Origin of the sequence: Pseudoalteromonas sp. LC2018020214, assembly GCF_016598755.1 — a bacterium.
Classification (GTDB): Bacteria; Pseudomonadota; Gammaproteobacteria; order Enterobacterales; family Alteromonadaceae; genus Pseudoalteromonas; species Pseudoalteromonas distincta.
Genome location: NZ_CP066805.1, coordinates 73760 through 99904, shown reverse-complemented (window position 1 = coordinate 99904; position 26145 = coordinate 73760). Strand labels below are relative to the sequence as shown.

At 38.8% G+C, this 26145-nt stretch carries 23 protein-coding genes; 18 read left to right on the top strand and 5 right to left on the bottom strand.

What is annotated here, in order from left to right; genetic code table 11:
* Position 1 precedes the first annotated feature (1 nt).
* From JG479_RS16945 to JG479_RS16905, 9 genes are all read left to right on the top strand, one after another.
* Positions 2-529 carry a MotA/TolQ/ExbB proton channel family protein gene (locus JG479_RS16945; RefSeq protein ID WP_200220554.1) on the top strand — a complete coding sequence of 176 codons (528 nt, stop codon included), beginning with the start codon at positions 2-4 and terminating at the stop codon, positions 527-529.
* Between the two features lie 53 nt (positions 530-582).
* Positions 583-996 carry an ExbD/TolR family protein gene (locus JG479_RS16940; RefSeq protein WP_004334764.1) on the top strand — a complete coding sequence of 138 codons (414 nt, stop codon included), beginning with the start codon at positions 583-585 and terminating at the stop codon, positions 994-996.
* Positions 997-1008: 12 nt separating this feature from the next.
* The gene (locus JG479_RS16935; protein WP_200220734.1) at positions 1009-1614 is read left to right on the top strand and encodes an energy transducer TonB; all 606 of its coding nucleotides are present in this window, start codon (positions 1009-1011) and stop codon (positions 1612-1614) included.
* 45 nt (positions 1615-1659) lie between these two features.
* Positions 1660-2988: a tetratricopeptide repeat protein gene (locus JG479_RS16930; RefSeq protein WP_200220553.1), complete on the top strand. Its 1329-nt coding sequence runs from the start codon at positions 1660-1662 to the stop codon at positions 2986-2988.
* Positions 2989-3284: 296 nt separating this feature from the next.
* Entirely contained in the window at positions 3285-7373 is a 4089-nt protein-coding gene (locus tag JG479_RS16925; RefSeq protein WP_200220552.1) for a hypothetical protein, read from the top strand.
* Between the two features lie 64 nt (positions 7374-7437).
* Positions 7438-10134 carry a TonB-dependent receptor domain-containing protein gene (locus tag JG479_RS16920; RefSeq protein WP_138490090.1) on the top strand — a complete coding sequence of 899 codons (2697 nt, stop codon included), beginning with the start codon at positions 7438-7440 and terminating at the stop codon, positions 10132-10134.
* A gap of 203 nt (positions 10135-10337) precedes the next feature.
* Positions 10338-11477 carry an aspartate-semialdehyde dehydrogenase gene (gene asd / locus JG479_RS16915; protein ID WP_004334779.1) on the top strand — a complete coding sequence of 380 codons (1140 nt, stop codon included), beginning with the start codon at positions 10338-10340 and terminating at the stop codon, positions 11475-11477.
* A 338-nt stretch (positions 11478-11815) separates the two neighbouring features.
* The gene (locus tag JG479_RS16910) at positions 11816-13705 is read left to right on the top strand and encodes a putative bifunctional diguanylate cyclase/phosphodiesterase (RefSeq protein WP_234047911.1); all 1890 of its coding nucleotides are present in this window, start codon (positions 11816-11818) and stop codon (positions 13703-13705) included.
* Between the two features lie 229 nt (positions 13706-13934).
* On the top strand, positions 13935-15074 hold the full coding sequence (locus tag JG479_RS16905; RefSeq protein ID WP_200220550.1) for a DUF748 domain-containing protein: 1140 nt from the start codon (positions 13935-13937) through the stop codon (positions 15072-15074).
* An 83-nt stretch (positions 15075-15157) separates the two neighbouring features.
* Here the strand turns inward: JG479_RS16905 and JG479_RS16900 are convergent, their stop codons facing one another.
* Positions 15158-15964 carry an ion transporter gene (locus JG479_RS16900; RefSeq protein WP_004334787.1) on the bottom strand — a complete coding sequence of 269 codons (807 nt, stop codon included), beginning with the start codon at positions 15962-15964 and terminating at the stop codon, positions 15158-15160.
* Positions 15965-16064: 100 nt separating this feature from the next.
* Here JG479_RS16900 and JG479_RS16895 point away from each other — a divergent pair, with 100 nt between their 5' ends.
* The 5 genes from JG479_RS16895 to JG479_RS16875 all read left to right on the top strand — a co-directional run bounded on the left by JG479_RS16895 (position 16065) and on the right by JG479_RS16875 (position 18252).
* The gene (locus JG479_RS16895) at positions 16065-16277 is read left to right on the top strand and encodes a hypothetical protein (protein WP_004334789.1); all 213 of its coding nucleotides are present in this window, start codon (positions 16065-16067) and stop codon (positions 16275-16277) included.
* A gap of 15 nt (positions 16278-16292) precedes the next feature.
* A complete protein-coding gene (locus JG479_RS16890) occupies positions 16293-16574 on the top strand; it encodes a hypothetical protein (protein WP_039487752.1) in 282 nt (93 codons plus the stop codon).
* 68 nt (positions 16575-16642) lie between these two features.
* On the top strand, positions 16643-16834 hold the full coding sequence (locus tag JG479_RS16885) for a YwbE family protein (protein WP_004334795.1): 192 nt from the start codon (positions 16643-16645) through the stop codon (positions 16832-16834).
* Positions 16834-17352 (top strand): DUF4240 domain-containing protein, encoded by a 519-nt coding sequence (locus JG479_RS16880; RefSeq protein ID WP_200220549.1) that lies wholly within the window; start codon positions 16834-16836, stop codon positions 17350-17352. Before JG479_RS16885 ends, JG479_RS16880 begins: the two co-directional genes overlap by 1 nt.
* A 438-nt stretch (positions 17353-17790) precedes the next feature.
* Positions 17791-18252 carry a hypothetical protein gene (locus tag JG479_RS16875; protein ID WP_200220548.1) on the top strand — a complete coding sequence of 154 codons (462 nt, stop codon included), beginning with the start codon at positions 17791-17793 and terminating at the stop codon, positions 18250-18252.
* A 27-nt stretch (positions 18253-18279) separates the two neighbouring features.
* On the opposite strand, the gene JG479_RS16870 is transcribed toward JG479_RS16875, so the two are convergent.
* The 3 genes from JG479_RS16870 to JG479_RS16860 form a co-directional block, all read right to left on the bottom strand.
* A complete protein-coding gene (locus tag JG479_RS16870; RefSeq protein ID WP_182681936.1) occupies positions 18280-19539 on the bottom strand; it encodes a Y-family DNA polymerase in 1260 nt (419 codons plus the stop codon).
* Positions 19527-19940, bottom strand: coding sequence for a S24 family peptidase (locus JG479_RS16865; protein ID WP_004334808.1), 414 nt, complete (start codon positions 19938-19940; stop codon positions 19527-19529). Before JG479_RS16865 ends, JG479_RS16870 begins: the two co-directional genes overlap by 13 nt.
* 81 nt (positions 19941-20021) lie before the next feature.
* The gene (locus JG479_RS16860; RefSeq protein WP_004334811.1) at positions 20022-20441 is read right to left on the bottom strand and encodes a MarR family winged helix-turn-helix transcriptional regulator; all 420 of its coding nucleotides are present in this window, start codon (positions 20439-20441) and stop codon (positions 20022-20024) included.
* 134 nt (positions 20442-20575) lie between these two features.
* On the opposite strand from JG479_RS16860, the gene JG479_RS16855 reads away from it, so the two are divergent.
* The 4 genes from JG479_RS16855 (at position 20576) to JG479_RS16840 (ending at position 24917) form a co-directional block, all read left to right on the top strand.
* Positions 20576-21319: a siderophore-interacting protein gene (locus JG479_RS16855; RefSeq protein ID WP_149603721.1), complete on the top strand. Its 744-nt coding sequence runs from the start codon at positions 20576-20578 to the stop codon at positions 21317-21319.
* 141 nt (positions 21320-21460) lie between these two features.
* Entirely contained in the window at positions 21461-22450 is a 990-nt protein-coding gene (locus JG479_RS16850) for an LLM class flavin-dependent oxidoreductase (RefSeq protein WP_149603722.1), read from the top strand.
* A gap of 283 nt (positions 22451-22733) precedes the next feature.
* The gene (locus tag JG479_RS16845; RefSeq protein ID WP_024609084.1) at positions 22734-23747 is read left to right on the top strand and encodes a patatin-like phospholipase family protein; all 1014 of its coding nucleotides are present in this window, start codon (positions 22734-22736) and stop codon (positions 23745-23747) included.
* Between the two features lie 195 nt (positions 23748-23942).
* Positions 23943-24917, top strand: coding sequence for a transposase (locus JG479_RS16840; RefSeq protein WP_149603723.1), 975 nt, complete (start codon positions 23943-23945; stop codon positions 24915-24917).
* 153 nt (positions 24918-25070) lie between these two features.
* On the opposite strand, the gene JG479_RS16835 is transcribed toward JG479_RS16840, so the two are convergent.
* Positions 25071-26111, bottom strand: coding sequence for an IS481 family transposase (locus JG479_RS16835; RefSeq protein ID WP_138488686.1), 1041 nt, complete (start codon positions 26109-26111; stop codon positions 25071-25073).
* Between the last annotated feature and the right edge of the window lie 34 nt (positions 26112-26145).

Here is a 26145-nt window from a genome sequence, read left to right as displayed (position 1 = left end):
CATGGTGCTATTGATTGACTCAATCAATGCTATCCGTGATTTTCTCGACACTGGTGGCCAAGTTCTCTTGGTCATCGGGGTGTTAATCTTCGCGATGTGGTTATTGATACTCGAGCGATTTATTTACTTTTTTAATGGTTTTAGAATCTATAAACACGCTCTTAAAGCCAATTGGATTAACCGTGCAGAACGAGATAGCTGGAATGCAGAGCAAATACGCGAAGCGATGATATCGCGAGCTGGTATGCGCTTAAACACCAATCTTTCTTTAATTAACGTGATGGTTGCTTTGTGCCCGCTACTTGGTTTGTTAGGCACGGTGACGGGTATGATAGAAGTGTTTGATGTAATGGCAATTACCGGCACAGGGAGTGCGCGTTCAATGGCATCGGGGGTATCTAAAGCAACTATCCCGACAATGGCAGGCATGGTAGGTGCGTTATCTGGGGTATTTGCCTCAACGTACTTACAACGAAAAGCTAAGCGCGAAGTAGAACTACTACAAGACAGCATGGTTTTAGACCATTAAGCAAAATTTTGATGAGCGGCTTATATCAAGCCGCTCATCCTAGGAGAATAAAAATGAGAGCCCCGTTAGGAAACCTATTTCAAGAAGACGAAGCTGAAGAAATAAACATGACCCCAATGCTAGACGTTGTATTTATCATGCTTATTTTCTTTATTGTAACTGCCTCTTTTGTTAAAGAAGCCGGTATTGATGTAAACCGCCCAGAAGCCGCAACAGCGGTTAAAAAAGAGCGTGCTAATATTTTAGTGGCTATTTCTGATACAGGCGAGATATGGATTAATAAACGTCAAATTGATGTACGCGCAGTACAAGCCAATATCGAGCGTTTAAAAGCAGAAAATCCACAAGGTAGCGTTGTGATTCAAGCGGATAAAAAAGCCACTACCGAAATGTTAATTAAGGTGATGGATGCCTCGCGCGCGGCGGGCGCATTTGATGTATCAATTGCCGCACAAGATGCGTCTTAAGGGCTAGTTATGTTGCGATATTTAGTTGCATTAGTGATAGCCGGTGTAGTGACCTTTATGTTGTTTTTAGGCATGCAGGCACTGATCACTGGCGGTGAAGGCGCTGTGACGGATCCGGTAAAGGGTAACGTACTTGATTTTGTTCGCTTGAAAAAAGAAGAAACCGTACAAAAAAAAGAGCGTAAGCCACAAAAGCCACCAACACCAAAAGAGCCGCCACCACCAATGGAATCACCGCAAATGCAAAATAGTGATGCTACAGCAAATGCTAACAACTTTGACTTTGGTGCCAATGTAGATGCGGATGTAAATTTAGCCGGCGGGTTAGCACTTGAAACAAGCGATGGTGAATACTTACCGATTGTTAAGGTGGCCCCTGTTTATCCGCGCCGTGCGTTATCACGTGGCATAGAAGGCTACGTTATTGTTGAATTTACAGTAACTAAACAAGGCACTGTACGCGACCCACAAGTAGTAAAAGCAGAGCCTGAGTCACTTTTTGATAGAGCCGCGATGGATGCAGCCCTTAAATTTAAATATAAACCGCGCGTAGTAAACGGTGAAGCCGTTGAAGTTGCGGGTGTTCAGAACAAAATATCTTTCCAAATTAGCGGTTAATTTAGTAATTAACCACGAGTAAACGGACAGAAATGCGAGGCGATTATGAAATTACTACCTACAGCTAAACTTTTAAAGTTAACACTATTTTGTACCGCTGCGATCAGTACAAGTATTGTTGCACCAAGTGCTCTAAGCCTAGTTCCAGGGCTAAATGTAGCTACGGCACATGCAGAGCAAGAACAAAAAACGAAACGTGTACCAGCACTGCGTGAAAAGGTTTATAGCCAGCTTGCTCGTGCCCAAAAGCTTGCAGACGATGGTGATGTTAAAGGTGGACTTGAAGCGCTTGATAGCATTCAAGAGCGAGCTGCAAGCATGAACTCGTACGAAGTGGCAATGATGCATAACTTTTACGGGTTTATTTATTACAACGAAAACGACTTACCAAAAGCGATTGCCTCGTTTGAAAAAGTGGTAGCAGAGGAAGCAATTCCAGAGTCACTTCGTTTAAGCACTACATTTAGCTTGGCTCAACTGGCTATGGCTAATAGTGATTACACTAAAGTTATCTCTTTTTTAGATGATTGGGACAGTATTAACACTCAGCCTAAAACAGAAGGCTATTACTTGTTAAGAGCCCAAACATACTATCAGTTAAAAGATTATAAAAAAGGGCTTGAGTACATATCTCAAGTGATTGCTTTAAGCGACAGCGAAGGCAAAACACCTAAAGAAAACTGGTTAGTACTACAGCGTGCAATGTATTACTCGCTTAATCAAACTGACAAAGTTGTTGAAGTGCTTGAGCGCATGGTAAAGCTTTATAATAAGCCTGAGTATTGGGTGCAGTTATCGGGTATGTATGGTGAAACAGGTAGGGAAAAACAACAGTTGGCGGTAATTGAAGCCGCTTACCAGCAAGGATTTTTAACCTCTAAATCTGATTTACGCCAATTAGCGCAAGTGTATTTATACAATGGTTTAGCGTTTAAAGCTGCAAAAGTGATGAGCGATGCCATTGATAAAGATATTGCTGAAAAAACAGCAAAAAACTACGCTTTTGTTGCCGAGGCGATGATCCAAGCTAAAGAAGATGAAAAATCTATTACCTACTTTGCAAAAGCTGCTGATTTATCTGAGCACGGTAAATACGATCAACGTTTAGCCGAAGTATTTGTTAATACAGAGCAATACGAAGAAGCCGCCGATGCAGCGCGTAAGGCACTTGATAAAGGTGGCCTTGATTTTGAATCAAATGCATTTGTTGCACTGGGTATGGCGCAGTACAACATGCAAAATTTTGATGCATCAATTTTAGCGTTTGAGCAGGCAGAAAAACATAAAAAATCTCAGCGTTTAGCACAACAGTGGATCAAATATGTAAAGCGCGAAAAAGTGCATGCAGAAACACTTAGAACAGCTTTACTGTAAATTTTATAGCGCTTTACTAATTAACAAGTAACGCGTGTAAAACCAGTTCATAATCGCAATACTAAAACCGCCTCAGGGCGGTTTTTATCGTCTCTAAAAGCATCCAATTGTTTGATTTTAAATAAGTTACTTTTGTCATCTTATGGTTATTAAACTGTAACTACTTTGTCATAAGTCTCCCGTATTGTAACCGCAGCTAAACTCAAGTGACCTTAAAGCATTATTTAAGTGTTTTATGGTGACTTGAGTTTATTTGAGCACCTAAAAAATAATTAAATACTTTAACGGAGTGAACAATGAAATTATCTGACTTATTCAAAGTAAGTTTGATTGCAACTGCAGTATCTTTAGCTGGTTGTGGTGGAGACTTAGTAGTATCTGAAGGCGACACAACTATTAATGAAGGTGATACAGTAACTAACGTTATTGAAGGCGGTGACGATACAAGTGGTGAAACGTCATCACGTGATGATTCACAAAATGCTACCACTGGCTTTCCTACTGATATTGATAATGCACTAACTCAAGGTTTAGCGACTGATGTTTCTAGTGAGTTTACATCTATTACAGATAAGCCCGTTTATCGCTTAGCTGCAGATACTGTGTTCACTACTGATGTATCGTTAACAAACGACGCACACTGGATCTTAAATGGCCGTACTGCGGTTGGTAATGATCGCGCAGATAATGCCAAGCTTTATATTCAGCAAGGTACAACGATTATTGGCGAAACAGGAGATGACTTCCTAGTTGTTCGTCGCGGTTCACAAATTGAATCGGTAGGGACTGTAAGTCAGCCCATTACAATGACCTCAATTCAAGATGTTACAGCTCAAGAAACAACGATTGGTCAGTGGGGCGGTTTAGTATTATTAGGTAACGCGCCAGCAAATTCTTGCGGCGACCAAGAAGGTGAAGCAACAGCTGATGAACTTGCTAATTGTGGTGTGTCGGCTGAAGGTGATGCAGGTCAGTTTGGTGGCGATATCAGTGATGATAATTCAGGTACTTTAAAGTATGTACTTGTAAAGCAAGCCGGTAAAACGTTAGGTAATGGTGATGAGTTAAATGGTATTACGTTTGCCGGTGTTGGCTCTGCAACTACGGTTGATTATATTCAAGTACATGAAAATCTTGATGATGGTATCGAGTTCTTTGGTGGCACAGTTAATGTAAGCAATGTTGTACTTACAAATATTGGCGACGATTCGCTAGATTGGTCTTTTGGTTGGACGGGCTCAGCTACAAACGTTTATATTCAGCAAGCGGCTAACGTAGGCGATAACGCTATCGAAGCTGATAACTCTGAATTTGATTCAAGTGCAACACCACTAACTTTACCTACTATTTCAAACGTTACAATTGTGGGTGCTGAGGGCAATAACGGCATTCGTTTACGTGCGGGTACTGCTGGGGTTCTTAAAAATGTATTTGTAACGGGCCCAGCTACTTATGAAAACTGCTTACGTGTAGGCTCTGATTCAGTACCTCGTGCAGAGGATGGCACACTTACGATTACAAACTCTATAGTTGCTTGTCAAACTGCAGCGAATAACTTTGGCAGCGAAGTTATTAACGGTGGCGATGTACAATCTTGGTTTGAAGGCCAAGACGCTAACCAAACACTTACCCCAGCTGATTTAATGCTAGATGACAACGGTTATACACCTCTTGCTGGCTCGCCACTTATTGCAAATACGCAAATTGGTGCTTTTGATGGCTCAACTAATTGGATGGAAGGTTGGACTGTTGGTATCAATGGTGGCTTCCCTACTGATATTGATAATGCGCTATCACAAGGTTTAGCCTCAGACGTATCTAGCGAATTTCCAGAAATTACAGATAAGCCAGTATATCGCTTAGCTGAAGATACAACGTTTACAGCGGATGTAACACTTACAAATGACGCACATTGGATTTTAAATGGCCGTACTGCAGTAGGTAATGACCGTGCAGACGCTACAACACTTTATGTTCAAGCCGGCACGACATTAATTGGTGAATCAGGTGATGACTTTTTAGTTGTTCGTCGTGGTTCGCAAATTAACGCAAATGGTAATGCAACTGCACCTATTACAATGACATCTATTGAAGATGTAACAGGCGCTGAAACAACAATTGGTCAATGGGGCGGTTTAGTACTTTTAGGTAATGCTCCTGCTAACTCGTGTGGCGATCAAAATGGCGAAACGACTGCTGAAGAACTTGCTAACTGTGGTGTATCAGCTGAAGGTGACGCTGGTCAGTTTGGTGGCGATATTAGCGATGATAACTCAGGTGTTCTTCGTTATATTGTTGTTAAGCACGCAGGTAAAACTCTTGGTAACGGCGATGAGCTTAATGGTATTTCGTTTGCGGGTGTAGGCTCTGCAACAAAAGTAGAATATATCCAAGTTCATCAAAACCTTGATGATGGCGTTGAGTTTTTTGGTGGTACTGTAAATGTTCGTAACATAGTACTTACTGACATTGGTGATGATGCATTTGATTGGTCGTTTGGTTGGACTGGTCGTGCGCAAAATATTTATATTCAACAAAGTGCTGTTGGTGGTGATAACGCTATTGAAGCGGACAACTCAGAATTTGATTCAAATGCTACACCTTTAACAAAGCCACTAATTTCTAACGTAACAATTGTGGGTGCTGATGGCACTAACGGTGTTCGTTTACGTGCAGGTACAGCGGGCGTTCTACGTAATGTAGTAATTACAGGACCTGAAGGTTACTCAAACTGTTTACGTGTGGGTTCTGACTCTGTAGCAAATGCAGAATCTGGAGAGCTTTCTATTGAAAACTCAGTAGTGGCATGTAGTGAAGATAATAACTTTGGTAGTGAAGCAATTGGTGGTGGTAACGTTCAATCTTGGTTTGAAGGCCAAACAGGTAACCAAACGCTGACAGCTGCTGGCCTTAGTTTAGCAACCGATGGCTTTACACCTAAATCTAGCTCACCATTATTAGGTTCGGGTGTTGATTCGTCAGACCTTGATTCGTTCTTTACTAAAACAGATTATATTGGTGCGTTTGATGGCGATAATAACTGGATGGATGGTTGGACAGTCGCTATAACACCAAGTTTTCCTGATGATATTCAAAATGCCTTAGAGCAGGGTTTTGCTACTGATGTATCAGCAAGCTTTCCTGAAATAACAGACAAGCCAGTTTATCAGTTAACTTCTGATGTTGTATTCACTTCAGACGTAACATTAACTAACGATGCCCATTGGATTCTAAAAGGCCGTACAGCCGTAGGTAATGACCGCGCTGATGAAACGACTTTATATGTTCAATTTGGTACTACGCTTATTGGCGAGTCGGGTGATGACTTTTTAGTTGTTCGCCGTGGTTCTAAAATAGAGGCTGTGGGCAGTGCAACTCAGCCAATTACTATGACGTCTATTGAAGATGTTACTGGTGGCGAAACGACTATTGGTCAATGGGGCGGTTTAGTGCTTTTAGGTAATGCACCGGCTAACTCGTGTGGCGATCAAGAAGGCGAAGCTACCGCTGATGAACTTGCAAACTGTGGTGTGTCTGCTGAAGGTGACGCTGGCCAATTTGGTGGTAATGACCCAGAAGATAACTCAGGTACTTTAAAATACGTGGCAGTTAAACAAGCAGGTAAAACGCTTGGTAACGGAGATGAGTTAAACGGCATTACGCTTGCTGGTGTTGGTAGTCAAACAGAGCTTGATTACATTCACGTTCATGAAAATCTGGACGATGGTGTAGAATTTTTCGGTGGTACTGCAAACATCAGTCACCTGGTTTTAACTAATATTGGTGATGACTCACTAGATTGGTCATTTGGTTGGACGGGTAAAGCGCAATACGTACTTATCAAGCAAGCTGACTCAACAGGTGATAATGCAATTGAGGCGGATAACTCTGAGTTTGATTCAAGTGCAACTCCACTCACAATGCCTACAATTTCTAATGTTACTATTATTGGTAATGTTGGGGTTAACGGTATACGTCTACGTGCAGGCACTGCGGGTATGCTTAAGAACGTGGTTGTGACAGGCGGGGCAGATTATTCAAATTGTTTACGTGTGGGTTCAGATTCAGCTCCTCGCGCAGAGGATGGTACATTAACTGTTACTCACTCAGTTGTTGCATGTGAAACGGCAAATAACTTTGGTACGCAAGCAATTGGTACTGGTAATGTTGAGTCTTGGTTCTTAGGTCAAACAGGTAACTCTGTGCAAGCAGCCACAGACCTTGGTTTAGCAGATAATGGATATATGCCTTCGGCTGAGTCATTACTGTTAGGTAATGGTTTTGATTCTTCAAGCCTAGATAGTTACTTTGATTCAGTAGATTACATTGGTGCAATGGATGCACAAACAGACTGGACAGCAGGTTGGGTTAAGGTAGGTCTTTAATCCAAACCACATTATAGCCGAGCGAAAGCTCGGCTAATGTCTTGTTTTGTTTCGGAGTATAAAAATGAAATCTTTTAAACCCTCTTCTCTTGTTCTATGTAAACTAAATTGCGCAGTTATGGCTGCAATTATGGGGCTATCAGTAAACACAGCTATAGCAGCCGAAGCCGAAGAGCAAGAAATAGAAGAAGTAGTTGCTGTTGGCCAGCGACTAAAAGGCAGTGCAGGCGCAGTACTACAAGAGCGTCAAAATCAGGCATTTGTTGCTGATATTATGGGTGCTGATCAAATATCACGCACAGGTGATGGCGATGCAGCTTCAGCGCTTCGTCGTGTGACTGGTTTAACCTTAGTCGATGGTAAATATATTTATGTTCGTGGTTTGGGCGAGCGTTATTCAAGTACCCAACTTAATAGCATGTATGTTCCAAGCCCAGATCCCACTCGATCAGTTGTTCCACTGGATTTATTTCCATCGGATATTATTGAAAGCTTAAGTGTGCAGAAATCGTTTTCTCCTGATATGCCAGCGCACTTTGGTGGTGGTAATGTAAATATACGCACCAAATCTATTCCTTCTGATTTTTTGTTTAAAATACAGTTAGGTACTTCATATAACACCTCTAACAGTGACACCGGTTATTTTTACAGTGGTGGTGATGATGATTGGATGGGGCGCGATGACGGTACACGTGCTTTACCTTCATTAATTTCTACAGCGCTCAAAAGTGATGCAGGACTTGAAGGTGACAGCAGTACTACGCTTGAGCAGCGTCAAGCGCTCCTACAATCTCTAGATTGGCAAGTTGGGCCTACTGAGAAAGACGTTGATCCAGGCATGAACTTTTCAGTAGCACTAGGTGATAGGTTTGAGTCTGAAGTAGGTACTTTTGGCGTTCTTGCAGCTGTTTCCTATGACAATGAATGGGAAGTAGTTAAAGAACAAAGCGGTACAAATTTAGGTAGTTTGGGTTGCGAAGATAAATGTTTTGCACAAACTTATGATGGCATATCTACTGAACAAACCGTTCGTTGGAGTGGCACATTAAATTTAGGTTATGAATTTAATAATAACCATAAATTTGAACTAACGAATATAGCTCTTCATGATATGAGTGACAGAGTGCGTAATCGTGACTTTTTCGATGCTAACGAGTCAGAAGAAGGTGTTACTGAGTTACGCCGTGTTGACGTTATGTATGAAGAGCGTGAAATGTTCTCTACGCAGCTCAAAGGGACGCATAATTTTCCTGAATTAGAAAATTTATTTTTTGATTGGTATGCAGGTACAAGCCGTGCCAACAGAGATGCTCCAGGTGCATTAGATGTTGTTTTTCAAACTAACTTAAATGATGGTGTGTTTGAATCAGAGCAGTTACAAGATGTTGCTGCTACTAACGTAACACGTGATTATCAAACTTTGCATGATGACGTAGATACATATGGTTGGAATATGGGCATCCCGTTTTATGGTGATGGCTATGAGTTAGAACTTAAGGTGGGTGGCGATTTTTCTGAAAAAAAACGTGATGCAAGTAATATTCAATTTGGTATTACGCACCGTGGTATAACAGATGAATATACATTTGGCTCAAACATAGACCAAATTTTTTCTGACGAAAATTTAGCTAATAGTGAGTTTTATACAAGTATTACAGGCTCTGGTATTTTTGATGATGGTACCGCAGATGGTGATAAGTACAGCGCTGCACATAAGTTAGACGCTTATTATTTTATGGCCGACTTTTTCTACGAAAACACATGGCGTATAACCGGTGGTATTCGTTGGGAAGACTTTTCTCAAATATCAGTGCCTTTTCAGGCTCATACTAATTTCTTTGATGGAACAATTGAAGAAGTGAGCGAAGTTGCAATAAAAGAAGATAACTTTTTTCCTTCTTTAGCAATTACTTATATTATGGATGAAGAAATGCAGTTTCGCTTAAACCTAAGTGAAACGACGATTCGCCCAGATATGCGTGATGTAAGCTCAACTTATTATGTTGACCCACTAACAGAGTTTTTAGTGCGAGGCTCGCCTACACTTCAAAGCTCTAAGCTAAAAAATGCTGACTTTAGGTTTGAGTGGTACATGCCTTCAGGAAATAATCTATCAGTTGCTTTGTTTTATAAAGATATTGAAAACCCAATTGAAATGGTTGAGTTAGCGGGTGTTGGTGGAGCCGCTCCGCAATTACTAACAGCAAATGCGCAGTCGGGTGAACTAACAGGTATTGAGGTAGACTTTTTAACTGACTTTAGTTTTATTCATAATGATTTATCTGCCATATTTTTATCAGGTAACGTTACTCTATCGGATTCAAGTGTTGAGCTTGGCATAAACGATGCGGATGGGGTTGATTCATTATTTGAACAACAACTAAAAGAGGCGCTGGAAGCAGACTCTGTTTCTAACATTGTTACTAATAATAAACGTCGTTTAGTTGGTCATTCTGAATGGGTAGCAAACTTACAAATGGGTTATGACTCTGCTGATGGTTTTCATTCTACCTCAGTTGTTTATAACGTGTTTGGGCCGCGCATAATCGTACCAGGTACGCGTGGTAACGAAGACGCAGAAGAAAAGTCATTTCATTCTCTTGATTTAGTTTATTCTTACTTCCCTAACTTTAATACTAAAGTTAATTTTAAAGTTAAAAATATACTTGGCCAAGAAAAAGAAATTGAACAAGAAAACTTAACACTTTGGCGTCAAGAAGAAGGCACTGAGTTTAGTTTAAGCTTTAGCTACGAGTTTTAATTTTCTACCCAAGGAAGGGGGATATAATAAAACCTAATTACCTATTAGCCCTGTATTTAATACAGGGCTTTTTTATGACTATGAAAAATATTTAAGTTCTACTTTATTCACTAGTTTTAGCGCGCTGGTGGTGTTATTTTGACGTTAATGAAAATTAAATCTCACGCAATGAATTTAATTTTTAATGTATTAAGGCATCTTTTATGAATCAAACAGTGGAACAAACAATGAAAAAAGTAGGATTAGTCGGTTGGCGTGGCATGGTAGGCTCTGTGTTATTAGAACGTATGCAGCAGCAAAGTGATTTTGCCCATATCGACACCACCTTTTTCACCACCTCACAAGCGGGTCAACTAGGCCCAGATATAGCAGGCGACGCAAAACCATTGCTAGATGCAAGTGACATTAGCGAACTTGCTAAAATGGATATTATTGTTACTTGTCAAGGCGGTGACTACACCAATGCTGTATATCCAAAACTTCGAGAGTCGGGTTGGGATGGTTACTGGATTGATGCAGCTTCAGCACTGCGTATGAGTGAGGACAGCATAATAGTGCTAGATCCCGTAAACAAAGATGTTATTGAACAAGGCTTAGAGCAAGGCGTTAAAACGTTTGTTGGTGGTAACTGTACAGTATCGCTAATGCTACTTGCATTAGGCGGTTTATTTGAGCAAGACCTAATTGAATGGGTAAGCCCAATGACTTACCAAGCAGCCTCTGGTGCTGGTGCACGAAATATGAAAGAGCTTATTGCACAAATGGGCGCTATTCATGCAAGTGTTGCTGAGCAATTAGATAACCCAAGCTCTGCTATTTTAGAAATTGATAAAATAGTCAGTGAAACAATGGCGTCTAAAGACTTACCACAAGATCAATTTGGTGTGCCATTAGCGGGCAGTTTAATCCCGTGGATTGACGTACCTATGCCAAGCGGTCAGTCTAAAGAAGAATGGAAAGCGCAAGTAGAAGCGAATAAAATTTTAGGCTCTTCTAAGCAACCAGTACCTATTGATGGTTTATGTGTACGTATTGGCGCTATGCGTTGTCATTCACAAGCGATGACCATTAAATTACGTGAAGATATTAGCGTAGAAAAAATTGAAGAAATTTTAGCGTCTCATAATGAGTGGGTTAAGGTAATTCCAAACGAGCGTGAAATTAGTGCCACAGATTTAACACCGGTTAAAGTAACGGGCACTTTAAGCATTCCTGTTGGGCGTATTCGTAAATTAGCGATGGGACCAAAATACATTAGCGCATTTACAGTAGGCGATCAGCTTTTATGGGGCGCGGCAGAGCCACTTCGTCGTATGTTACGCATAATTGTTGATGGTGAGTAATACCAATTCGCAATAATACTTAATTAATTTGAGGGGTTAAATCTGACGTTAACTACGTTAAATATTTCTGATACAGAACAACTAAATAAAGAAATTTTTTCCATGTTATCGACACGATTTTCTTCCCTCAAAATAGATCACTTAATTAAGCGAATTGGTATAATATATAATCAGTATTAACAAAAGGGGTTGGCAATTTGCCAGCCCTTTTTAGTTTAATGGCTTATAAAACCGCTTAAGAGGCTAAAACAATACTTTTTTATGAATGTTCACTTTTGTTTATTATTGAACTTAAGTAAACTGTTTACATTGTGCAACAGCCTATTCAAGTAACATTAATGACCTCTCACACAAATAACTTTGCCAATAAGCGATTAGCATTTGTTAGCTCCTATTTTAGTTCTGCAATTGCTATAAACACGGTTGTTTCTTGTTTTCTTATTTTTAGCAGTATTAACCACAGCGCCTCGCAAGAAAAGCTTTACTGGCTTTTTACGTTATCATTTATTTCATTACTTCGAATAGCAAGCCATGTATTTGTTAACAACACCCATGCTTTTAAATATCACCTGTATTTTATAGGTTTATTATTAACGGCTTTAACATGGGCTGCTTTTCCTATTTTGTTTTATGAAAACATGCAAATGCAGGAAAAATTTGTATCATTGGTTGTTTTTAGCTCCCTCGCTGGTGGCGGTGTAAACGTTTTAGCTTCTGATATTCGTTCCTCCTTGTCGTATATAACCTGTTTACTGGTTCCTTTTAGTATTTTATTACTTTTACAGCCTATTGAAGATGAGAATGTACTAGGTGTTTTAGGGCTCGTTTTATGGTTTATTTTGTGTTTTATAACGGCTTCACGTAGTGCAAAAGATGTAAAGTCATCAATTAATAATGAACTTAAGTTAGATCAATTTATTGAAAACTTAGAAAACGAAGTGCAACTTCGTACCGAACAAATAATTTCTTTAGAGCAAAAAGACAACCTAACTAAATTGTTTAACAGGGGGAGCTTTGTTTCTAATGTTGAACTTGATTTAGCCAATCAAAATGATGATATTAAAGCTGTTTTATTTTTAGATATGGATGACTTTAAAATCATCAACGATAAATACGGTCACGATTTTGGTGATTTTGTGCTGGCCCAAACAGGTAAACGATTAGTTGAAACACAAACCCAAGGCGACTTTATTGCTTGTCGATGGGGAGGTGATGAGTTTATTTTTTATTCTCGCACTAACACCGAAGACGAACTTTTTGACTGTGTTTTTAGATTAGTTAAAACCTTAACTAAAACAGTAAGCATGGATAGCTATCAAGTAAACCCTTCTTTTAAGGTTGGGCTGTATTTTACGCGCGAAAATTTTAATCTTGCAGAGGCGATTAAATACGCTGATGTAGCTATGTATGAAGGTAAGAAAAGCCGTAATGAAATATCGGTATTTGACGAGCGAATGCATGAATCGCTTAAAAGAGAAGAAGTACTTCGCAGCTCAATTAAAGAGTGCGTAGAAAAAGGTGACTTTCACCTGTGCTATCAACCTATTGTTGATATAAGCACAAATGAAATAACCACGTTTGAAGTACTACTTCGTTGGCAGTTTAATGATGAATTTATTCCCCCTTCAGAATTTATAGATATTGCAGAGCGATATGGAAAAATTAATATACTCGGCGAATTTGTACTAGAGCAAGCCATTGCGAGCTTAAGTAAGCTAAATGCCGTCAACAGTAATATTGGATTGTCGATTAATGTGTCGGTGTTGCAACTAGAAAACCATAACTTTTTAGATTTTTTAGTTGCGCTTTTAAATAGATACGCAGTTAAACCATGCAATGTGCATTTAGAAATAACAGAAACAGTCATGATTAAAAATTTACCGTATTTGTCAAAAGTGATTACGGCCATAAAAAATACTGGAGTGCGTATTTCTATTGATGACTTTGGTACTGGGTTTTCTTCTATATCGGTTTTAAAAGAGCTATCAGTTGATTACATTAAAATAGACAAATCTTATATTGATAATATTTGTGAGTGCTCAAAAGATAAAAGTATTGTATCTGCGGTAACTAACATGTCGCATATGATTGGTTGCCAAGTAATAGCGGAGGGCGTAGAAAATCCCGCTCAGTTAACGTTGTTACAAAGCTTAGAAATTGATAAATACCAAGGTTTTATATTCAGTAAACCAGTTAGATTTGATCAAGCACTATCCTTGATATATTAAAGGTACTCGTTGTTTTTATTTAGTTAAGCATTGCTGCATAAACCCAATTTTTTGTAGCAATTTTAAATTGGTATAACCTTTGCTGTTAATACTTAAATTAGCCACTTTAACTTCACTTAGGCTATTAACGATGTATTTTAAATACGATTTACGTAGTGTTGTTACAATTTTGCGTAATTCTTACATGTTTAAAATGCTCATTTGAAAGTATTAGGTAAAGGAAATTACAATGAGCTCGGTTTCTAATGTATTTCATAGCAAATGGTTTAACTCATTTGCGGTTATTTTATTAGTCCTTATTATTGCCAGAATAGCCGCACCTTATGCGCTTCAGCAGTACGTAAATTATCAGCTAAAACATACGCAAGGTGTTACGGGGCATGTTGGTGATGTAGATTTGTTTTTATATCGCGGTGCCTACGCGATTGACGACGTTGAAATTTACGCTGTTGATGCAACTTCAGCTCCTAAGCCTTTACTGAGTATTCAAACTCTCGATTTTTCACTTGCGTGGTCAGCCCTTTTAAAAGGGAATTTAGTCACAAATATGGCTTTTACGCGTCCTGAGATAGTTATTTACGATAAAGACCCCAATGCTTCTGAGCAAAATAAACAAGTAAAAGATGAAACCACTTGGGTGGGGCTGGCTAATGACTTAGTACTGTTTTCTATTGATACCTTAATAATTGAGCAAGGCAAGTTAACCTTAGTTAACTCAACCAATAGCGGTGAAAAACCCACTTTTATATCAAATATTAATGCCAAAATTGAAAATATAACGAATGCGCAAAACCTATCAAAAACACTTGTGACTACTCTAAATGTAGAGGGGGCGTTAATGGGGGAGGCCGCATTAAAGCTTGATGGCAAACTAGACCCTTTTAGTAAACACGCTAATTTTGATTTTAACGCAGAGGTACAGCGCTTCTCAGTTAAAAATCTCGACACTGTATTTAAAGTGTATACACCGTTTGATATTGAAGCGGGGGGCATTGATGGCGCAATGGAACTTGTGGCTAAAGATAATAACTTAAATGGTTATGTAAAAGCGGGTGTTCAAAACCTGAGTGTATTTTCTTGGCGAGAAGATATAGAAAAAGATGATGACGGTATCTTTACTGCTATATTTGAAGGCAGTGTAGATTTACTGGGCTCTATACTTGAAAACGATGAGTCTAAACTGGTTGCTGCACGCATTCCTATAGAGGGGCAATTAGATAATACGGATGTTTCGACTTTTCAAGCTGTTATTTCGGTTTTAAAAAATGCTTTTTTTGATGCGTTTAAAATGAAAGTGGATAATGTTATTTCTTTTGAAGATCCAAAGAGTGATGAATCTTTAAGTTATAAAAGTAATAAAAGTAATTAATGTATTTATATTTCCCAAATTAAACGTTTAACTCAAAGTAACACCAACATCATTGATGTTGGTGTTACTTAGTTTAGATATTTCTATTTGTCTTTACTTAATAGCGCTTTAAGCTCTGCAATTTGAACTTGTAGCTCATTTACCTGACCTTGTGTTGCAGGTAGAGAATCGTTATCCGCAAGCTCTTCTCGGGCATTTCGGTGCTCCTCACTCATTACCTCAAGTATTGCACCTACCATCATGTTTAAAAACACAAATGCAGTTAAGAATATAAACGTAAGGTAATAAATCCAGCTTAATTCGTACACCGCCATTGTTTCGTACATTATGTCGGTCCAATCTTCAAACGTTGCTATTCTAAACAAGGTAAGCATTGATATTGAGACGTCTTGCCAAAGTACGGGGTTTATTTCAGCAAACATCATGCTGCCCATTGCAGCGTATATATAAAAAATAACAAACATTAATAGGGCTATATAACCCATTTGCGGAATTGCTTTAAGCAATGAGTTAACCAATAAGCGCAGCTCTGGGATCATCGAAACCAATCGTAACACTCTAAATATGCGCAACAGCCTAGCAATTAACATTGTAGAGCCAGCAGCAGGGTATAAACTGCCCAATACTATGATAGTGTCAAATATATTCCATCCCTTAGAAAAGAAGTCTTTAATGCCTTTGCTTGCAACAAAGCGGATTATTAGTTCAATTAAAAAGAATGCAGTAATGCCAACGTCCATCCAATTTAGAGCAAGCTCTACGGTAGGATGTAGTGAGTAAGTGTGTGCACCTACTGTAAGGGCAGAAACAATAATTACAGCTATAACAAATGATTGAAATATCTTGCTTTTGTCTATACGCTGAAACAACTTTTGTAACTGCGACATCATAGTAATAGATCCTTTGGATATTAAGATTTTATGGCGCTAATATACAATAGTATCGTAATAATTTAACGCTTTTTCGATATAGAAAGTGTAAGGAAATTTAATGTTTATCAATAAACTAAAAAGCAGCGCATTACTTATTATTGGATCATGTGTTTTGGCTGGCTGCAGCTCTGATGCACGTTTTCATGAATTACAATCGGCGCGCCTTGATGAGTGTAACTATAAAGCTGACAAAGAATATTACGAATGCCTAGATAAACAAGACTCTAACTACGAAGAGTTTAAAAAACAGCAACAAGCTCAGACTAAATAAGTAACCTTTATATTTATGACTAAAACTCAAAAACAGCGCGATAAGCAAATTCGCTTAGCGCTTACTAATGCATGCGAAGCAATAAAAGAAATGGTAATTGGTTTTGATTATCTAACGCATACAGTTGATTTAAATAACGAAGTAAACACGTTAAAAGTACAATGTTACTTTATTGATGAGATAGCCCGTGAAGATGCAAAACCGCAACTTGATGAGTTAACGCAGATTATACTTAGCCAGCTAGCAGCTATTAAGTTGAACGCAAAACCAGCACACATCTCATTTTTAGCCAATTAACAGCGGTTTAGTTGGTATGACATCACATGGACGTTATAATTAGATAAATTATTTTTAGGGTTTAAATTATGGCTGTTCCTTCGCGTTCGCAAATTTCACCAGGTACCACAGTAAATATTGTATTAAAAGAAGATCAACGCAGCGGCACATTAACTGAGGGTGTGGTTGAGCGCCTTTTAACAAAATCACCAAATCACCCACACGGTATTAAAGTACGTTTAGAAGATGGTCAAGTTGGCCGAGTAAAAGAGATTTTATAATGGCAACGTTAACAGAGCAGGCTTTTTGGGATTTGGTAACAACGCCTGATTTAGGGCTCGATCCGCAAAGTGTGAGCGATAACCTAAAAACTAAATTTAATGATTTAAGCGATCAGCACCTTATTGATTTTGATAAACACTTTGGCATACATATGCGTAAATGTTTTACCTGGGATTTGTTTGGTGCCGCTTTTGTGATGGCTGGATGTAACGACGATTACGGTTTTAGCGAGTTTAGATGTTGGTTAATTTCGCGCGGTAAAACAGTATTCGAAAACGCTTTAGAAAATGCTGATTCGTTAGCGCAGTGTACACCTGTTTATTACTTAAACGAGCAGCCTTACCCGTATATTGATGAGTATGATTTAATAGCCGGTTTATTATTTGAAGAACGCAGCGAAGACGAATTACCGTTTATTCCATCAGGCAGTGATGAACCTAAAGGTAAACGTTTTAAAGACAAACCTAAGTTCTTAAAGCAAAGCTACCCTTTATTATTTGCAAAGTACTGGCAATAAAATAAACAGTAATTTGTGCGCTATTTAAACAATTTAATGAGTTCAATTTCCCTACAAGTAAGCGCATTGATATAAATCGTTTTGTTGTTTAAGTACGTATTAACTAAAGTACTTAACAGCAAAATGGTTTGTAATGCAGTATCTAGGATGAATCTTTGTGGATTTAAATGTGTTCAATCTAAGGGATTTATTTGCGGCACGAGGTTTGTAACCTAATGGGCTCGGTAATTGCTCTTGCGTTATCTTACTGGCTTACACACATGTAAGAATCAGTATAGTCGAGCAAAGCTCCCTTAGCTGCTCGTGTCTTGGTTCCTGAATACGACTTCTCTCCTTTTATAGTAAATCTCTGTTATAGTTGTTAAAAGTTATAAAAGCTAAGTGATTAGGCATTTTGCTATTATTTAACACGCTGACTCACGAGGATACACCCACGAAATGAAATATTTAACACTCGCTTTATTAACTGTCGCTTTTACAAGTGCAAATGCTTTTTCTGAGCCGAGTAATAAAACACGATTTATACCGCTTTTAAAGTCAAAATTGGGAGCCTACGAAGTTGTGTCGAGCAACTCAGGGTTATGCGTTAACAGCAATTTGAGTTTGACAGATGAAAGTGATTTAAGTGCTGGTTTTAAACTTGGTGAGCAAATTGTATTTGGATCGCTCCACAATGGTACCCGAACCATTAAAAAACCAAACTTTTGCTTTATAACCAGCACGCTTAAATATAAAAGTGATGGCCTTGAAAACGGCTTAAGAATGAGCCGTTGTGAAAGCCCTGAAAACGAAAAAACAATCAGTCAAAGTATCAAATTTTTAGCTGATAACACACTCAAATATACATTGAGCGAACCCAATGTAGAGTGCACATTTAAAAAAGCAGATGAGAGTAAATAAAGCATCTAGTAAGTAGTAAGTAGCAAATCATTCGCAGTATATTTTAGGGATATCGCGCCAACGCGTAGTGTACTGCGGCGACAAAAAATCACGGTTCATGTGCCACCGGTCATTTAATTTACTACTTGCAAGGCTTAGCATTCCTTTTCCGTATCGATTGTTAATTGTGTCTAAGCATTGCATAAGTTTTGGATTATCAGGGCTTTTATTAAATAAGTCATTTTGCTGAAACTGTTCTGATATTAGCTCTACCGCACCCACACCACACTTATAAAACCGTATACCGGGTTGGTAAATCTTATTAAATACCTCAGATACAGCATTAGCCATCACGCAGGTGTCGTTAGTGGGTGAGGGGAACTTATACACAAACGATTTTTTATAATATTTATTTTCGTGCGCGCCACTGGCTGCAAAAATATAAAGCTGGTGAGTGAGCGAACGTTGCGCTCTTAATTTATTAGCCACTGTGGTTACATGGTTAATTAGCGCTGTTTTAAGTGCTGTTGGCTCACATATGCGCTCTCCAAAACTACGGGTCGAATAAATCTCCCGCTTGTCTTGTCGTACATCATCCCAGTTTAAGCATGTTATCCCGTTAAGCTCGCTTACTGTGCGTTCAACAACCACACTAAATGCACGGCGCATTGCTCTAGGGTTTTGCTGAGCAAGATCCCAGGCGGTGTGTATATTCATTATTTTAAGTTTTTTAGCTAGCCGCCGGCCTATTCCCCAGACATCTTCGCAGCTCATTCTTTGTAAAATAGCTTGGCGAGTTTGTTCGCTATTTATTACTGCAACACCATTAAAACCACTGAGCTTTTTAGCGGCATGGTTAGCGGCTTTTGCTAAAGTAGGGGTCGGGCCAAAACCTACACCTACAGGAAGCTTTGTTTCGCGCCATACTGTGCGCCTTATTGTATGACCGTATTCATGCCAGTCTTTAATTAATGATGTGTAGCCATCAAAGTGCAAAAACGATTCATCAATACTGTATATGTGCTGTGTATCGCAAAAGCGAGCGATGATATTCATCATTTTGTCGCTTAAATCAGCATAAAGCTCGTAATTGCTAGAGCGAATAACAACGTTGTTTTGTTCAAGTAAATGCTTAACTTTAAAGTACGGGCCAAATTTAGGAATATTTAAGCGCCGAGCAATAGGGCAAATAGCGCATACACAGCCATCGTTATTGGTAAGTACAACCACGGGTTTTGATCGAATAGCAGGGTCGAATACTTTTTCGGCACTGGCATAAAACGACACAGCATCAACTAAGGCATACATTTTAGTAACTCTGGGCTTTGCCTGTGCATTCTTATTGATAGCGTTACTACGCCTTCGAGCTGAAACTCGTCTGCAGAGGTGAGTTGTACAGGCTTATGTAAAGAAGACGCTGAAAGCAGCCGCGCATTGGTTTTATCAAGCAGCTTGCATACAAAAAGACCATTTAAGTTAGCAACAATAACGTCACCATTTTCTGCAGGCTCTGCACGGTCAATAACTAATAAGTCCCCTTCAAAAATTCCGACTTCTTGCATAGAGTTACCCGATGCTAGGCCAATAAAGGTAGCATTTGGGTGCTTTATTAAAAGCTCATCAAGGGTTACACCTAGCTCGGTGTACTGCGCTGCGGGCGATTCAAAACCACACACGCCTGCTTCTATATAAATGGGAATGACAAACATAACACAACCTAAAACGCATACACTGTATAAGTGTACAGTATATGCGTTTTGTGTAAGTTATGCCAAGAAATGTATAACCGATCAATCCATATTTTTGATCATTTGCTGTGCGATATCTAAAAAGTCTTTGATTTGCTGAGGGTTTAAGTTTTTACACATTTGATTATTTATTTTCTGCTCTGAGGCTAATAACTTATCAAAAAGAACTTTGCCTTGCTCTGTGAGCGACAAAATAAAGCAGCGCTTATCGTGCTCACTTGCCTGTTTATTTATTAAATTTAAGCCAATAAGATCTTTAATTAAACGTGCTATTTGCGCTTTGTCGCGCTGCGTTTTAGTAACAATATCGTTAGCCGTACAGTTATTTACGTTCGCAATAATATGTATGCAGCGTACGTGCATAGCATTAATACCAAGTTCGCCTGCGTTAATTGCTTCTCGAATTGTTACACGGTAATTTTGCATTAATTCAAACAGCGTATTTGATAAAGGTGTATTCATAGAACTCTCAATATAGTTGACAAAGTCAATTAACTTGTTATAGTTGATTTTATCAACCAATGGGGCGTTGTGCAATGCCTGCTTTTTATAGCAGGTTGGTATTAAAGTCTAAGTTTTGTAAAACGAGGTAATGCATGGGTAAACAAATTCGCAAAGCTAACATATTAAGTACGCAGCAAATCACACCACATCTACAACGCATTGTTGTAGGCTCTGATGATTTTAACGACTTAACCTCACAGCACATTGGTAACTATGTAAAAGTACTGATCCCAAAAAATGGTGAAGTAGATTTTAACTTAAAAACAGCGTGTATGCGATCTTACACAATAAGGCATGTAGATGCACAAACAGGCGCGTTAACACTTGATTTTGTTATAAATATGCACCAAGGTCCAGCAACTGACTGGGCTAAAATTGCAAAAGTAGGTGATGAGGTAGGTATTGCAGGCCCAGGCCCTAAAAAGCTAGATAATTATGGGCATTCGCATTATGTGTTGCTAGGGGATTTAACATCGGTAAATGCAATAAAGGGGTATATACAGCAATTACCTTTATTTTCAAAAATTGATGCCTTTGTACATGTACCCACCGAAAAAGACATTATTGATTTAGAAACAAGCCGCGATGTTAATTGGCTTGTTACCGACAATGCTGACGAAACGCTACTTAGCGCGCTTCAAAATTTGCACATTACAGCAGAGCCTCCCATTGTATTTATGGCATTGGAAGCTGGGCTTGTGCGTAAAGCAAAGACATTGTTAACAGAGCAATTTAATATACCACGCGGTAATATTGTTTCCTCAGGTTATTGGAAAAAAGGCGTGGATTCAGAAGGCTATAAAAAGCTGCGCCAACGTGATGCACAGCTTGCTTGAATACCTTAGAGCAAAATAACATATACCTATTTTGCTTTAATACCACTGTGTAACTTGAATTGACCTAATAGCAGACCCATTTAAGTGTTTTATGCTAATGATGTAATACATTGTTAGCATGCATTTTTAGGAGCTGCTATTTTGTTAAATTCCATTCCTTTTTCGTTATTAGAACTTGCCCCCATGATCAAAGGGGACAGCGTTACTAACACTCTTCATAAAAGTACTAAATACGCCCAACGTGCAGATGAGCTTGGCTTTAACCGTTTTTGGCTTGCTGAGCATCATAATATGCCAGGTATAATTTGTGCGGCCACTTCAATTTTGGTTGGTCACATTGCAGGTAATACCAAAAAGATACGCGTTGGGTCAGGCGGTATTATGCTGCCAAACCACTCCCCATTAGTTGTTGCTGAACAATTTGGTACATTAGAGAGCTTATATCCAGGGCGAATAGATTTAGGACTCGGGCGTGCCCCAGGTAGCGACCCTGTAACGAGTCGTGCATTAAACAACGATATGAGCCGTGCAGAAAACTTCCCAGGTGAGGTAACTGAGCTGCAAACATTGTTAGGTCCTTACAATGGTACACACCCTATACGTGCTATACCGGGTGAGAATACAAACGTTCCGATTTGGTTATTAGGCTCGAGTTTATTTAGCGCGCAACTAGCGGCGCAAAAAGGGTTACCGTACGTATTTGCAGGGCATTTTGCACCGCGCTTTGTGCACGACGCAATAGCGCTGTATAAGCGCGAATTTAAAGCATCAAGCGTACTTGATAAGCCATACGTAATGCTTGCACTGCCTTTAGTGGCAGCAGACACCGACGATGAAGCGCAATACTTGTCGACTACTTCTAAGCAACGTGTGCTCGAACTTATACGCGGTAACGAGCTGTGGCTAAAACCACCTGTTGAAAGCATGGACGGGTTATGGAGCGAACAAGAACGCGCTCATGTAGAGAACTTTTTAAGTCTAAGCGTAGTAGGCGGACATGTAAGTATTAAACACAAGTTAGAGATGATAGCTAAACAGCTAGAAGTTGATGAGTTTATATTTACCAATGATGTATTCGATAGTGAAAAACGCCACCGTGCACTCGAAATTTTAATGGAAATAAAGCACTAAAATATAGTTAGTTAAGCAAGCGTACACTCTGGGCTTGTTAACATATAGACATCATCAAAAGTTAAACTTTTTTAACTCATTTTATTAACTTTAAGTGATGTCTGTATTTGTTATTTAAATATTCAAAGTAAATTTGATTGCTATTTTTAGTACATATTTTGCTTTATATACCGTTCTGTTTTTTCAATTGAACTGATTTAAACAATCAATTTTAAGATATCACTTTTGTTTTTTATAATGTAGCTATTAAACCAGACATCATAAAATTAAAGGCAGGTACACCGTGAACTCTCTAAACACCGCAACAGCTAATTCAGTTAACAAAACAGCGCAGCCAAAAGTTGCTCTGATTGCTGAAGGTGGCGGGCAGCGAGGGATATTCACAGCTGGCGTACTTGATGCGTGGTTAGAGCAAAGCTATGACCCTTTTGATTTATTCATTGGTACTTCAGCGGGTTCGCAAAACTTAACTAGCTACTTAGCGCGTCAAAAAGGCTACGCTAAACGCCTGATTAGAGGACTTTCGCGTAATAAGCGTTTTTTTCAGCTTGGTCGCGGATTAGTGGGTAAGCATATAGTTGATTTAGATTGGTACTTTGACAAAACCACTGAAGTAAACAGAGCTATAGATTTCAAAACAGCGAAAACTAGTTTAGGTGAGCGTGAACTACTTATAACAGCTACAAATGCACGAGACAGAAAAGCTTATTACTTATCGCCTACAGGTGATAGCGGTCAATGGCGTGATTTGTTAAAGGCTTCTAGCGCACTTCCGTTTTTATACAAACAAGGTGTAAAGTTAACACCTTGGTTAAACGCAAAAGCAGCGAATGAGACACATCTTGTTGAAGAACAAGCACAGAGCGATTTTTATCTAGATGGCGGTTTAGCAGCACCACTTCCCGTGCGTGAAGCTTACAACCGAGGTGCTCGTAAAATTGTTGTAATAAGAACGGTTGACGCTAATTTTCAAGCGCAATCTGCATGGGTACAAAAGCTAAGAACATTTGCTATAGCATCAGGCTATTGTCCAAAAACATTGGACTACTTAATACAGCACGAAAAAGCGTATTTAGATGAGCTTGAGTTTATTGCAAATCCACCAAGTGATGTGGAAATAATACAAATTTTTGCAGACGAAAAACTGCATAGCAAATTATTAGGTAGTTCAAATAACGATTTACGTTTTGATCATAAATTAGGCTTAGCTGCAGGTCGGTCTTATTTAGCGCAGCAAAGCCAATTTGAGATCAGCAATACGCATAACTACTCACAAAGCGAGTATCGTTACAATTAAGCAAATTGGATACCCAAATCATGAATAATACTGCGACTTAAAGTTGCAGTATTATTCATTTAAATGCCTTTTATTTAAATGACACCCATCCTAATTTTCACGTTTATTGCCTTTATTTAAATGACACCCATCTTAATTTGTGTATTTACTAACCTTGTCTATACTTTATAAAATTTTAAAGTGAGCATGATGCCTGTGGCTACTGCACGAAAAAGACAAATAAGCCTCTCCAATACACGTTACTATCACTGTATTTCTCGGTGTGTGAGACGTGCTTACCTATGTGGAATTGATACACAAACAGGCAAAAGCTATGAGCATCGTAGAGATTGGGTAGAGGAGCGTTTATTATTTTTGGCGAAGGTATTTTGTATTGATATTTGTGCTTACGCGGTAATGAGTAACCATACACATTTAGTACTTTATATAGATGATAAAAAAGCAAATAGGCTTACAGATAGAGCTGTTTGTATAAGGTGGCATAAAGCATTTAAAGGGACGAATATATCAAAGCGTTACCTTGAAGGTGAATCGCTATCAGATATAGAAAAAATGTTACTAAAACATAGTATAGTGAAATTTAGAAATCGTTTAAAAGATATTTCTTGGTTTATGCGTTCGTTAAACGAGAATATAGCAAGGCAAGCTAATAAAGAAGACGATTGTACAGGCCGTTTTTGGGAGGGGCGCTTTAAATCTCAAGCTTTACTGGATGAGCCTGCACTATTAGCTTGCATGGCGTATGTTGACTTAAATCCTATAAGGGCAAAAGTTTCACAGAGCATTCAAACATCATCATTTACCAGTATTAAAACACGAATTGAACATGCAATAGCAGGTAATCAACCAAAGTTTTTAGCTAAATTTGTAGGAAAGCTCTCACAAAAGATAAGTAAAGGTTTACCATTTGAGTTTAAAAACTATCTAGAATTAGTAGAGCAAACAGGAAAGTGCATAAGGGCAGACAAACCAGGTTATATAAATCAAAGTACAACGCCTATATTAAAAACATTAAACATAACCGAAAAAAACTGGCTTAAACTAACAACCCGCTTTACTAAGATGTTTCATGGTGCTGTTGGTAAAGCCGAAAAAATAGAAATCTACTGCAATAATCAACATTTCAAACGACGACCCAATATCAAAAATAGCCAAGCTTTAACTGCTTAGTTTTACTATTTAATACAACTTATCAAAGTTTAGACTGAATTGTAGTGGTCAACTAATTTTGGCCACAGTTTTAGAATCTTGGTATCTAACCTCAGATGTACTAGCTCAGACTTGATCTGACAGTTACCCGTTTTTTAATCGGTGACTGTCAGTCTAAATTTGAGCTAAATTTTTCTCAGCCCAGATCAATTTTCCATCTAATAAAGTTTCTAATGGCGTTCTGCCACAGCATATTTTTCCTTGATGAGTTCGGTCATTATTGTAATAAATCATCCATTCGTCCAGATCCTTTTGCAATTCCGCTAATGAGCTATATAGCTTTTTACGGAATGTAACTTGATAGAATTCATTGAGTATCGTTTTGTGGAAGCGTTCGCAGATACCATTTGTTTGCGGTGACATAGCTTTGGTTTTTGTATGATCGATATCATTAATAGCCAGATATAACTGGTAATCATGATGTTCGACTTTGCCACAATATTCAGTGCCTCTATCGGTTAGAATACGTAGCATGGGAAGCTCGTACTGTTCGAAGTACGGCAGTACTTTGTCGTTGAGTATGTCAGCCGCAGTAATTGGCGTTTTCGTGGTGTAGAGCTTAGCGAACGCTACTTTGCTGTATGTATCAACGAAGGTTTGTTGGTAGATACGCCCAACGCCTTTGAGATTACCCACGTAAAATGTATCTTGAGAGCCTAGATAACCTGGGTGAGCCGTTTCAATTTCACCACACGCTTCGTCATCATGTTTTTTCTTTTCAAGCGCAGCTACTTGAGCGTCGGTGAGAATGATACCTTCGTTAGCAACTTTATTTTCTAGTGCCTTGAGACGCTTTTTGAAGTTCTCTAGGTCATGACGTAGCCATATTGAACGAACACCGCTGCCAGAAACGAATACGCCTTGTTTTCTGAGTTCATTACTCGTTCTGTGTTGGCCATGAGCTGGATAATCGACAGCGTATTTAATGACGGCTTGTTCAGTTGCTTCATCAACTCTATTTTTTAAGTTTGGCGCTCTACGACTTTTATCAATTAACGCATCAAGTCCACCGTCTTCGACGAGTTCTTGATATCGATAAAATGTATCACGGGATACGCCCATCACTTTGCAGGCTCTTGATACGTTGCCAAGTTCTTCTGCAAGATTAAGTAAACCCGCTTTGTGTTTAATAATTGGATTGTTAGTATGTAGCATGAGAGTTACCTCTTATATGTTTTGATTTAAAGAT

Coding starts and splice junctions, on each gene's coding strand:
- JG479_RS16885 (WP_004334795.1), top strand. CDS start 16,643: ATGGCTGTTCCTTCGCGTTCGCAAATTTCACCAGGTACCACAGTAAAT.
- JG479_RS16860 (WP_004334811.1), bottom strand. CDS start 20,441: ATGAATACACCTTTATCAAATACGCTGTTTGAATTAATGCAAAATTAC.
- JG479_RS16895 (WP_004334789.1), top strand. CDS start 16,065: ATGTTTATCAATAAACTAAAAAGCAGCGCATTACTTATTATTGGATCA.
- JG479_RS16925 (WP_200220552.1), top strand. CDS start 3,285: ATGAAATTATCTGACTTATTCAAAGTAAGTTTGATTGCAACTGCAGTA.
- JG479_RS16890 (WP_039487752.1), top strand. CDS start 16,293: ATGACTAAAACTCAAAAACAGCGCGATAAGCAAATTCGCTTAGCGCTT.
- JG479_RS16945 (WP_200220554.1), top strand. CDS start 2: ATGGTGCTATTGATTGACTCAATCAATGCTATCCGTGATTTTCTCGAC.
- JG479_RS16920 (WP_138490090.1), top strand. CDS start 7,438: ATGAAATCTTTTAAACCCTCTTCTCTTGTTCTATGTAAACTAAATTGC.
- JG479_RS16870 (WP_182681936.1), bottom strand. CDS start 19,539: ATGTATGCCTTAGTTGATGCTGTGTCGTTTTATGCCAGTGCCGAAAAA.
- asd (WP_004334779.1), top strand. CDS start 10,338: ATGAATCAAACAGTGGAACAAACAATGAAAAAAGTAGGATTAGTCGGT.
- JG479_RS16855 (WP_149603721.1), top strand. CDS start 20,576: ATGGGTAAACAAATTCGCAAAGCTAACATATTAAGTACGCAGCAAATC.
- JG479_RS16940 (WP_004334764.1), top strand. CDS start 583: ATGAGAGCCCCGTTAGGAAACCTATTTCAAGAAGACGAAGCTGAAGAA.
- JG479_RS16930 (WP_200220553.1), top strand. CDS start 1,660: ATGAAATTACTACCTACAGCTAAACTTTTAAAGTTAACACTATTTTGT.
- JG479_RS16910 (WP_234047911.1), top strand. CDS start 11,816: ATGACCTCTCACACAAATAACTTTGCCAATAAGCGATTAGCATTTGTT.
- JG479_RS16865 (WP_004334808.1), bottom strand. CDS start 19,940: ATGTTTGTCATTCCCATTTATATAGAAGCAGGCGTGTGTGGTTTTGAA.
- JG479_RS16900 (WP_004334787.1), bottom strand. CDS start 15,964: ATGATGTCGCAGTTACAAAAGTTGTTTCAGCGTATAGACAAAAGCAAG.
- JG479_RS16875 (WP_200220548.1), top strand. CDS start 17,791: ATGAAATATTTAACACTCGCTTTATTAACTGTCGCTTTTACAAGTGCA.
- JG479_RS16880 (WP_200220549.1), top strand. CDS start 16,834: ATGGCAACGTTAACAGAGCAGGCTTTTTGGGATTTGGTAACAACGCCT.
- JG479_RS16905 (WP_200220550.1), top strand. CDS start 13,935: ATGAGCTCGGTTTCTAATGTATTTCATAGCAAATGGTTTAACTCATTT.
- JG479_RS16835 (WP_138488686.1), bottom strand. CDS start 26,111: ATGCTACATACTAACAATCCAATTATTAAACACAAAGCGGGTTTACTT.